The sequence below is a fragment of the Bradyrhizobium sp. Kon58 genome (assembly GCF_055807455.1).
On sequence record NZ_JBVVOT010000042.1, the window covers coordinates 43,070 to 50,045 of the forward strand.

Genomic DNA, 6,976 nt, shown 5'->3' on the forward strand with positions numbered 1-6,976 from the left:
ATGGACATGAACGCCAAGAAGGACATCGTGATCGCCAACGCCAGGATCGTGCTGGCGGAGCGGGTGATCGAGCAGGGCTGGCTTGCTCTCGCCGATGGACGTATTGCCGAGATCGGTGAGGGCAGGGCGCCTGCGGGGGCAGAGGATGCCGGCGGCGATCTGATCATGCCCGGCTTGATCGAGCTCCACACCGATCACCTCGAGGCGCATTACGTGCCGCGGCCAAAAGTGTTCTGGAATCCGGTCGCTGCCGTCGTCTCCTATGACGGCCAGCTCGCGACCTCAGGCATCACCACGGTGTTCGACTCGCTCCGGGTCTGGCGCGAGGACGGCGCCGAGGAAGTCGACGGCCGCGCCGGCACGCTCGCCGCCGCGATCACGACCGCGCGCGACGCCAATTTGCTGCGTGCCGATCACTTCCTGCATCTGCGCTGTGAAATCCCGATGCCGAGCGTGGTCGAGGAGGCCAGGGAGCTGATCGATCGTCCCGACGTGCGGCTGATGTCGCTGATGGACCACACCCCCGGCCAGCGCCAGTTCCGCGACGAAGGCAAGCTGCGCGACTATTATCGCGGCAAGGGCGGCGGCAAGACCGATGCCGAGCTCGACCAGCTGTTCGCGAAGCGCTTCGAATATCAGAAGGCCTACGCCGCGACCAACATGCGCGAGATCGTGGCGCTGGCACATAAGTACAAGATCCCGCTGGCGAGCCATGACGATACCACCGAGGAGAACGTCGTGGACGCCGTGCGCGATGGCGTTTCGGTCGCGGAATTCCCGACCACGCTGGAGGCCGCGCGCGGCCTGCACGAGGCCGGCATCGACATCCTGATGGGCGCGCCCAACGTCGTGCGCGGCGGCTCGCATTCCGGCAACATCGCCGCCGTCGATCTCGCCCGCGAAGGCCTGCTCGATATCCTGTCGTCGGATTACATTCCCTCGAGCCTTTTGATGGCTGCATTGCATTTGCCGGAGCATGTGCCCGCCATCAGTCTTGCGGCGGCGATCCGCACCGTGACGAAAGCGCCCGCCGAGGCGGTCGGCCTGTCCGACCGGGGTGAAATTGCCGTCGGCAAGCGTGCCGATCTGATCCGCGTGCATGTTGCGGGCAGCGTCCCCGCCGTCCGCAGCGTCTGGCGCGAAGGAAGCCGTGTCGCATGAGCGAGACCGTCACCTCGGCGGGACAGACGGCGGGCGCGATCGGGCCCGGGCGGCTCGTGCTCGTGGTCGGTCCCAGCGGTGCCGGCAAGGACACGCTGCTGCGGCTGGCGCGGGCAGCATGCATCGAGGACCACGACATCGTCTTTCCGCGCCGTGTCGTGACCCGCGAATCCTCCGCCGACGAAGACAATGTCGCGGTGAGCCCTGACGAATTCCGTCGCGCGCGCGAGCATGGCGAATTCGCCGTGCATTGGGAGGCGCATGGGCATTCCTACGCGCTGCCGCGCGACCTCAACGACGATATTCGTGCCGGACGCGCCGTCGTGGCCAATGTTTCGCGCACGGTGATCGGCGCGCTACGTCAGACCTATGCAAACGTCGTGGTGGTCGTGATCACTGCGCCGCCGGATGTGCTGGCGCAGCGGCTTGCCGCCCGCGCCCGGGACAGCGACGGCAATATCGCGGACCGGCTGACGCGCAGCGTCGAGAACGCATCGGCACAGGCGGATGTCACCATTCTCAACGCGGGCAGCGCGGAGTATCACGGCCGCCAGCTTCTGCGCGTGATCAGGAATCAAGGCTGGCACGAATAGCCGGCGCAAGAAGGAGACTGGAATGTCGGTGATCGAAACCGTCGAGCAGCTGGAGGCCATCTACGGCGTCACCAATGACGCCTCGACCGTGAAAGTCGCCGACCACGTCACCCCGCTCTATCGCGTCTTCATCGAAAAGGCGCCGTTCGCCGCGCTCGCCACCATCGGACCCGAGGGGATCGACTGCTCGCCGCGTGGCGATGTCTCCGGTTTCGTCCGCATTCACGACCCGAAGACGCTGATGCTGCCGGACCGCCGCGGCAACAACCGGGTCGATTCCTTGCGCAACATCGTGCGCGATCCCAGGGTGTCGCTGATGTTCCTGATCCCCGGCTCCGGCAATGCGGTCCGAGCCAACGGCCGGGCCCATCTTTCCATCGATCCCGAGCTGCTGGCCTCATTCAAGGTCGAAGGCAAGGCGCCGCGCAGTGTGATGGTGATGACGGTCGACGAAATCTACTTCCAGTGCGCCCGCGCGATCGTCCGCTCCGATCTCTGGAATCCCGACAAGCGCGTGGACCCCAAGTCGCTGCCGACGCCCGGCCAGATCCTCGCCGAGATGAGCGAGAACAAGGTCGGCGGCGCGGAGTATGACCGCGCCTGGCCGGAGCGCGCCGCCGCGACGATGTGGTAGCTCTCTCTTACCCTCTCCCCTTGTGGGAGAGGGTGGCTCGCCGCAACAGCGGCGAGACGGGTGAGGGGTCTCTCTCCGCACGCGACTCTCTTGCTTCAGGATTCGCCGAGGCAACCCCTCATCCGGCGCTTCGCGCCACCTTCTCCCACAAGGGGAGAAGGGAAGAACTTGCCGCCAGTTGAATCCGTCTGCCGTCGCTTCCCTCCGGAGACGTGCCGATGCGCGCCACTGGCAATTATGGATAGCCATTTCATTGACCGATCGCGCTAAACGCTCGATATTCGACGCATCGAAACTGCTCCTCGAGTCAAAGCCGCGATATGAGAACCGATCACCAGCGCAACGGGAACGACATGCTTGCGTGCATGACGTGGCGCTGTTTCTCGGCGGCCACCGGCGCCTGTTGTTGTTGCTGACCGCCGCCTCCTAGCAGCACCTCACCCAGCAATCCCGAGACAGGAACGCCGAGATCCCGGCGAACGAGCAGTCATGTCCCGAATTCAATCGAATGCCTACATCATCGAAATCCATGACCGCGCCGCCGGCATCGTCACGAAGGATACGCGCGGCTTCCGCTTCTTCTCCTCCGAGCGTCTGTTCGACAGCCTCGAAGGTCGCCAGTTCCGCTCGGCGCGCGAGGCGGAGCGCGCCGCCCGCGCCGTATTCTCCGAGCGGAGCCGGCGCGCGAATTCTCCACTGCTTGCCAACTGATTCCACCGAAAGGACCACGTCATGATCAATCGTCGACACATTCTCGCAATGACGGTGCTGCTCGCGACCGCCTTAGCCGCACCGGCGCGCGCGGAGGACAAGCCGGTGGAAATCCGCATCGGTACGCAGAAGGGCGGCTTCTTCCCGGCGGTTCGCCAGCGTCAAACGCTCGAGAGCGCCTTTAAGCCGCTCGGCATCGAGATCAAATGGATCGACTTCCAGTTCGGTCCGCCGTTGCTGGAGGCGATCAATGTCGGCAGTGTCGATTTCGGCTTCGTCGGTGATACGCCGCCGATCTTCGCCCAAGCCGGCGGCGCCAGGATCCGCTACGTCGCAGCGGTGAAGTCGGAAGGCGACACTCAGGCGATCATCGTTCCGAAGGATTCGCCGATCAAATCGCTCGCGGACCTCAAGGGCAAGCGCGTTGCGTTTGCCAAGGGATCGAGTGCGCACAACCTCCTCGTCGCGTCGCTCGAGAAGGCCGGTCTCTCCTGGTCCGACATTACGCCGGCTCCGCTCGCCCCGGCCGATGCGACGGCCGCGTTTGTAAAGGGTTCGGTCGATGCCTGGTCAATCTGGGATCCGTATCTGGCGCTCGCTGAGTTGAAGGAGAGCGCCCGCGTCATCGTCTTCGACAAGGAGGTCCACAAGCCGAACGCTTTCTACATCGCCGGCACGGACTTCGTGGAGAAGTATCCTTCACTGGTGGCAAAACTCAACGCGAGCTTCGCCTCCGAAGGCGTGTGGGCGGAATCTCACCATCAGGAGGTAGCGAAGGCCCAGGCCGAGGCAACCGGCGTCGACATCGAAGCTGTCAGGCGCTTCGTCAACCGCTCCACCTATCGCGTGGTGCCGCTGGATGCAGAGGTGACCAAGAGCCAGCAGGCGGTCGCCGATCATTTTGCAAAACTGGGCCTGATCCCGAAGCCGGTCAACGTGTCCGACATCGTCTGGAAGTGGACGCCGGGTTCCTAAGCAGGACGAGACTCAACTGCGGCGGCGCGCCCTGGTGCGTGCCGCTTTCTTTGCGGCGGTGGAGCGGGCCTTGGCGCCCTTGGTGCGGCTCGCCTTGCGCGCGGTGGCTGAACGCGACGCGGCTGATCGCTGGCTCGCGGCACGCTTGCCCTGTTTCGACAGTGCGCTACGCGACGCGGTCGAACGCGGCTCCTTCTTCAAAACCTTTTCGACCGCCCGCGACACGCGCGGCCGGCGTTTCGCGGTGCGCTTGCCCTGACCGACTTCATAGGCATATTTGGCGCTGCGACGCGTCGCCTTCTTGACGCGTCCCTTGCGCGGCGGCGGCAGATCGACGCCGGCGCGGCGCGCCTCCGAGAGGCCGATGGCGATGGCCTGTTTCGTCGAGCGCGCGCCATGCTTGCCCTTGCGGATCTTGTCGATCTGGTCCTTGACGAATTCGCCGGCCTGCGTGCTTGCCGATTTGCCGGCACGCTTGTCTCGCTTGGCTTTGCGAATGACTTCCTGTCTTGGCATGGGTCCAGTTCCCTCTGGAATTCACAGGGATATCTGACCGCAACGCGCAAGATGGACGATTGATCCTGTCAGTTCCGTAGCGCAGCGAGCAGTTCATCCGGGCGTTCGGCCATGATCATGTGGCCGGCGCCCGGCACCACGACGGTCTTCGCATGCGGGATCGCCGCCGCGAGTGCCTTGCCGGCCTTCACCGGCGTCATCATGTCTCGCTCGCCGAGGATAAGCGTCGTGGGCACCTTCACGCTCCCGGCGGCGGCAAGCGCATTCGCGTAAGCATTGCAGGCGGACAAATCCCGGAACAGCACGCCCGGCTCGCAGTGTTTCAAGACGGCCTGCGCCCCGCCATGCATCCACAGGCCCGGTGCGAGGCTGCCGCCGAACTCGGCGTTGAAGCCGAGGCCCCAGATCGAGACCATGTCGTTCGCATCCTGCGAATTGGCTTCTGCCGCTTTCAGCAGATCCGGGCCGACTGTCATGGTCGCGGCGGTGCCGATCAGGCTGAGCGCGGACACCTTGTCGGGATGACGTGCGGCCGTCTCCAGCGAGATCAGCGATCCCATGGAATGACCGATCAGATGCGCTTTCGTCGCTCCGGCCGCATCGAGCAGGGCGGCCGTCCAGTCGGCCATCTCGGCGATGCCGCCGAGCGACGGTCCGGGCGAGCGGCCGTGGCCAGGCAGATCAGGCGCCAGCACGCCAAAGCCGTGATGGGCGAACCAGCGCGTGTGCAGTGCCCAGGTCGAATGATCGAAGCCGGCGCCATGGAGGAAGACGACCGTGGGCAGGGATCTGTCGAAGTCGCAGCCGCCGGTTGCGACCAGCACCTCGGCGCCGTTGACGGAGAGCTTCATGGTGTCAGACCTTTTGCGAGATGCGCAGCGCCTGCGCGAGATCGTCGATGATGTCGCTGGCGGTCTCGATGCCGACCGAGAGCCGCACCAGCTCCTCGCCGATGCCGGAGGCCTTGAGCTGCTCGGCGTCCATCTGCTGGTGCGTGGTTGACGCCGGATGGATCACCAGCGTCTTGGCGTCGCCGACATTGGCGAGATGGCTAATCATGCGCAGCGATTCGATGAACTTGCGGCCAGCAGGCCGCCCGCCCTTGATGCCGAAGGAGACAATCGAGCCGGCGCCGCGCGGCAGCAATGTCTTTGCCAGCTGGTAGTCCGTGTGGTCCTCCAGCGAGGGATGCAGCACCCAATCTACCGCCTTGTTGGCTTTCAGCGCTTCCAGCACGAGATGCGTGTTCTGGATGTGGCGGTCCATGCGTACGCCGAGCGTCTCGACGCCCTGCAACAACTGGAACGCATTGGTTGGCGACAGGCAGGCGCCGAAATCGCGCAGGCCTTCGGTGCGCGCGCGCATGATGAAGGCGGCGGTGCCGAACTGCTCCTCGAAGACGATGCCGTGATAGCCGCCATAGGGCTCGGTCAGCACGCCGAATTTTCCGGATGAACGCCAGTCGAAACGGCCGCCGTCGACGATGGCGCCGCCGATCGCGATGCCGTGGCCGCCGATCCATTTGGTGGCCGAATGCATGACGATGTCGGCGCCGAGCTCGATCGGACGGCTGAGATAGGGCGTGGCAAAGGTATTGTCGATCAGCAGCGGAATCTTCGCGTCATGCGCGATCGAAGCGACTTTTGGAATGTCCAGCACCTCCAGCCCGGGATTGCCGATGGTCTCGCCGATCACCAGCTTCGTGTTCGGCCTGATCGCCGCGCGGAACGCGTCGAGATCGCGCGGTTTCACGAACGTTGTGGTGATGCCGAAGCGCGGCAGCGTGTGCGCCAGCAAATTGATGGTGCCGCCATAGAGCGAGCTCGACGCGACGATATGGTCGCCGGCGCTCAGAAGCGTCGCGATGGCGAGATGCAGCGCGGCCATGCCGCTCGCGGTGCAGATCGCGCCGACGCCGCCTTCCAGCGCCGCGAGCCGTTCCTCGAGCACGCCAGTGGTCGGATTGGAGATGCGCGTATAGATGTGACCGGCGCGCTCGAGATTGAACAGTGCGGCAGCGTGATCGGAATCCTGGAACACATAGGACGTGGTCTGGTAGATCGGCACCGCGCGGGCGCCGGTCGCGGGATCCGGATGCTGGCCCGCATGCAGGCTCAGGGTCTCGAAGGCGGGCGGTTTTGGCGCGGGCATGCGTGGCCTCGTTGCTCGGTCGGCGGAGGCGGCTCTTGTGCCACAAAACGGAGTGCCACGTCAGCCCATTGACAGCGCCGTGTCGTCGGTGCGCTCCCTCGCCCCGTTCTTACGGGGAGAGGGTTGGGGTGAGGGGCCTCTCTCCGCACGCGAGATGGTCGAGAGACCTGTATCCCCTCACCCGGATCGCAAGAGCGATCCGACCTCTCCCCGCAAGCGGGGAGAGGTGAAGCGG

8 protein-coding genes are annotated in these 6,976 nt (G+C 65.1%); 5 read left to right on the plus strand and 3 right to left on the minus strand.

What is annotated here, in order from left to right:
- Positions 1–6: 6 nt before the first annotated feature.
- From AC0L20_RS36530 to AC0L20_RS36550, 5 genes are all read left to right on the plus strand, one after another.
- Positions 7–1,161, plus strand: coding sequence for an alpha-D-ribose 1-methylphosphonate 5-triphosphate diphosphatase (locus AC0L20_RS36530; RefSeq protein WP_473295205.1), 1,155 nt, complete (start codon positions 7–9; stop codon positions 1,159–1,161).
- Positions 1,158–1,754, plus strand: coding sequence for a phosphonate metabolism protein/1,5-bisphosphokinase (PRPP-forming) PhnN (phnN, locus tag AC0L20_RS36535; RefSeq protein WP_473295206.1), 597 nt, complete (start codon positions 1,158–1,160; stop codon positions 1,752–1,754). The genes AC0L20_RS36530 and phnN overlap by 4 nt, the downstream gene beginning before the upstream one ends.
- Positions 1,755–1,776: 22 nt before the next feature.
- Entirely contained in the window at positions 1,777–2,388 is a 612-nt protein-coding gene (locus tag AC0L20_RS36540) for a pyridoxamine 5'-phosphate oxidase family protein (RefSeq protein WP_473295207.1), read from the plus strand.
- A gap of 489 nt (positions 2,389–2,877) precedes the next feature.
- Positions 2,878–3,099, plus strand: coding sequence for a hypothetical protein (locus tag AC0L20_RS36545; RefSeq protein WP_456767361.1), 222 nt, complete (start codon positions 2,878–2,880; stop codon positions 3,097–3,099).
- 21 nt (positions 3,100–3,120) lie between these two features.
- Positions 3,121–4,074 (plus strand): aliphatic sulfonate ABC transporter substrate-binding protein, encoded by a 954-nt coding sequence (locus AC0L20_RS36550; protein ID WP_473295208.1) that lies wholly within the window; start codon positions 3,121–3,123, stop codon positions 4,072–4,074.
- Between the two features lie 12 nt (positions 4,075–4,086).
- Here AC0L20_RS36550 and AC0L20_RS36555 read toward each other — a convergent pair whose 3' ends face one another.
- From AC0L20_RS36555 to AC0L20_RS36565, 3 genes are all read right to left on the minus strand, one after another.
- Positions 4,087–4,590 carry a DUF6496 domain-containing protein gene (locus AC0L20_RS36555; RefSeq protein ID WP_473295209.1) on the minus strand — a complete coding sequence of 168 codons (504 nt, stop codon included), beginning with the start codon at positions 4,588–4,590 and terminating at the stop codon, positions 4,087–4,089.
- 68 nt (positions 4,591–4,658) lie between these two features.
- Positions 4,659–5,441 carry an alpha/beta fold hydrolase gene (locus tag AC0L20_RS36560; RefSeq protein ID WP_473295210.1) on the minus strand — a complete coding sequence of 261 codons (783 nt, stop codon included), beginning with the start codon at positions 5,439–5,441 and terminating at the stop codon, positions 4,659–4,661.
- 4 nt (positions 5,442–5,445) lie between these two features.
- Positions 5,446–6,741 carry an O-acetylhomoserine aminocarboxypropyltransferase gene (locus tag AC0L20_RS36565; RefSeq protein ID WP_473295211.1) on the minus strand — a complete coding sequence of 432 codons (1,296 nt, stop codon included), beginning with the start codon at positions 6,739–6,741 and terminating at the stop codon, positions 5,446–5,448.
- Positions 6,742–6,976 lie beyond the last annotated feature (235 nt).